The organism is Blastomonas sp. UPD001 (assembly GCF_003426715.1).
Lineage (GTDB): Bacteria > Pseudomonadota > Alphaproteobacteria > Sphingomonadales > Sphingomonadaceae > Blastomonas.
This window is the reverse complement of sequence record NZ_QKVT01000064.1, coordinates 1-2,514: the sequence shown is the minus strand read 5'-3', so window position 1 is coordinate 2,514 and position 2,514 is coordinate 1. Positions and strand designations below refer to the sequence as shown.

5 protein-coding genes are annotated in these 2,514 nt (G+C 67.2%); 1 reads left to right on the top strand and 4 read right to left on the bottom strand.

Translation table 11 applies throughout. The annotated features are described in order from the left end of the window. The 4 genes from DM995_RS18405 to DM995_RS18390 form a co-directional block, all read right to left on the bottom strand. Positions 1-131, bottom strand: a 131-nt coding sequence (locus DM995_RS18405) for a DUF1178 family protein (RefSeq protein ID WP_116970632.1), incomplete at its 3' end; no start/stop codon positions are given. Beyond that, complete coding sequence (locus DM995_RS18400; RefSeq protein WP_116970631.1) at positions 128-955, bottom strand: carbon-nitrogen hydrolase family protein; 828 nt, start codon at positions 953-955, stop codon at positions 128-130. The genes DM995_RS18400 and DM995_RS18405, both read right to left, overlap by 4 nt. Positions 956-972: 17 nt before the next feature. Then, a complete protein-coding gene (gene grxC, locus DM995_RS18395) occupies positions 973-1,230 on the bottom strand; it encodes a glutaredoxin 3 (RefSeq protein ID WP_023837889.1) in 258 nt (85 codons plus the stop codon). A gap of 68 nt (positions 1,231-1,298) precedes the next feature. Beyond that, positions 1,299-2,045, bottom strand: coding sequence for a ComF family protein (locus tag DM995_RS18390; RefSeq protein ID WP_116970630.1), 747 nt, complete (start codon positions 2,043-2,045; stop codon positions 1,299-1,301). 41 nt (positions 2,046-2,086) lie between these two features. On the opposite strand from DM995_RS18390, the gene DM995_RS18385 reads away from it, so the two are divergent. Further along, positions 2,087-2,514: methyltransferase domain-containing protein (locus DM995_RS18385; protein ID WP_116970629.1), on the top strand; the 428-nt coding region annotated here is incomplete at its 3' end.

The following is a 2,514-nucleotide window of genomic DNA, read 5'->3' as shown; positions in this document are numbered from 1 at the left end:
CCGACCTCGGTCGATCCGCAGAACGCGCAGGCGACGAGGCCGCGTGCGCGCTGGTCCTCATAGGCCTGGCTCGAGGCGAACCAGACCTCGAACACATGGTCATGCTCGCACTTGAGGTCGTAGACGATCATGGCCGCACCGCCTCCGCAACCGGCCTGCGGTTGGCGATAACCGGAACGCGCGAGCGCACATCGGCGATGCGTGCCAGGTCGAGTTCGGCAAAGCCCAGGCCCGGTGCCTCGCCCATGTCGAGCAGGATTTCGCCCCAGGGATCGATTACCAGGCTGTGGCCATAGGTGCTTCGGCTGTCGGCATGCTCGCCTGTCTGTGCCGCGGCGACGACGAAACAGGCATTCTCGATCGCGCGCGCGCGCAGCAGGACATGCCAGTGCGCCTGTCCGGTCGGGACGGTAAACGCCGCAGGGACCGCGATGATGTCCGCGCCGGCGCGGCTCAATGCGGAATAGACCGCGGAAAAGCGGATATCGTAGCAGATCGACAGGCCGAGTACGGCGCGCGGAAGCTGCACCGCAACCGCCTGCTCGCCGCCCTCATAGACGGCGGACTCGCGCCAGCTCTCACCCGAGGCCAGATCGACATCGAACAGATGGATCTTGTCATAGCGCGCCGCGATGCCGCCATCGGGCGCAATCACGAACGCGCGGTTGCGCCATTTCGCGTCGGGCGCATCGCCCCTGACCGCCAGCGAGCCAAGATGCACCCACAGTCCGTGTTCGGCCGCGGCGGCGCGGACCTCGGCGAGCACATGATCCTCGCCCTCGCTGCGGATCGTCTCCGAAGCGCGGGCGCGGTTGCGGTCGATCAGGTTCGACATTTCGGGCGTGAACAGCATCTCTGCGCCGCCCGCCCTGGCATCGCGCACCGCCTGCACGAGCGTGCGCGCGTTTTGCGCAGGGTCGATCCCTGCCGTCATCTGCAGCACGGCAATCTTCATGCGCTCGTTTCCGGACCTCACAGCCCCAGCAGCGGGTCGAGCTTGCCCTCGCGGTCGAGCGCGGCCAGATCGTCCGACCCGCCGATATGTCGGCCATCGATGAAGATCTGCGGCACGGTGGTGCGGCCTCCAGCGCGGCGGATCATCTCGGCCTTGGGCTCGCCGCCCATCGACACTTCGGTCTCGTCGAATTCCACGCCCTTCTTGCTCAGCAGCGACTTGGCCCTGTAGCAATAGGGGCAGGTAAATTTGGTATAGATCTCGACCTTGGCCATGAAAGCGTCCTCCGCCCCCGATATTTGGGCGTTTTGCGCGGAAATGCAACAGCCGCGCCATGGCGCTGTCACATATCCGCGCCCTCGTCGCCCTCGCGCAGCACCCGCGCCCAGCAGAATATCGTCACCTTCGCCGCACCCGCCTGCTTGAGCAGCCGCACGCACGCGCGCGAGGTCGCGCCGGTGGTATAGACATCGTCGATCAACAGAACATGCTTGCCCCGGATGCGATCGCGCCGGTCCTTGGGGATCGCGAACACCCCCTGCACCGCGAGCCCGCGCTGCTTGCGCGTCATGCCCTTGAGCGGCGGAGTCGCGCGGATGCGGCGCAGCACATCGGTCTCGACCGCAAGGGCATGCGGCCGCGCCAGTTCGCGCGCGATCAGGATCGACTGGTTGAACCCGCGCCTCCACAGCCGCCAGCGATGCAATGGCACTGGAACCAGCACCAGATCGGCCTGGTCCTGCGGAATATGCCGTTGCAGATGCCGCGCGATCAATCGGGCCAGGCCGATCTTGCCGCCATGCTTGAGCTTGAGCACGATCGAGCGCGACAGATCGTCATAGAGCACCGCCGCCTTGATGCCATCGTGCAACGGCGGATCGGCGAGGCATTCGGCGCAGACCAGGTCGGCATCGCGCCCTTCGGAGAAAGGCTTGCCGCACGATGCGCAGCTGGGATCGCTGATGAAGCGCAGCGCATTCCAGCACTCTGAGCAGAATTGCAGGTCGTCCTCGACCAGCACGCCGCAGCCGGGGCAGCGCGGGGGCAGCACCAGATCGACCAGCGGGCTGAGGGCGGTGGCAAGCGACATGCCCCCTTGTCGCGCGGCGCACGCGTCGGCACAAGGCCGCGATGAACCAGGATAGCGCCCCCCGCCAGCTTTTCTCGCCCGCGCGCCGCCGTCTCGCGATGGCGCGCGGCGCCCGGCTGGCGCAGCAGCACGGCGCTTTCCTTGCCGAGCATATGGCGGACGAAATCGTCGAGCGGCTCGGCTGGGTGACGCGCGATTTCGGAGAGGCGCTGGTGCTGGGCATGGCTCCGCCGAGTCTGATCGCGGCACTGGAAGGACGGGGCATGCGCCTCACGCTGGCCGGGCCGATCGGGCGCGACGTTGAATGCGACGAGGACCTGCTGCCGTTCGACCCGGCGAGCTTCGATCTGGTGATCGCGCTGGGCACGCTCGACAGCGTCAACGATCTTCCCGGCGCGCTCATCCAGATCAACCGATCACTGCGCCCCGACGGGCTGATGATGGCCGCGATGATCGGCGCGGGCTCGCT

Bases quoted from the DNA above. Each gene is read 5' to 3' on its own strand.
- DM995_RS18400 (WP_116970631.1), bottom strand. From the start codon at position 955: ATGAAGATTGCCGTGCTGCAGATGACGGCAGGGATCGACCCTGCGCAA.
- grxC (WP_023837889.1), bottom strand. From the start codon at position 1,230: ATGGCCAAGGTCGAGATCTATACCAAATTTACCTGCCCCTATTGCTAC.
- DM995_RS18390 (WP_116970630.1), bottom strand. From the start codon at position 2,045: ATGTCGCTTGCCACCGCCCTCAGCCCGCTGGTCGATCTGGTGCTGCCC.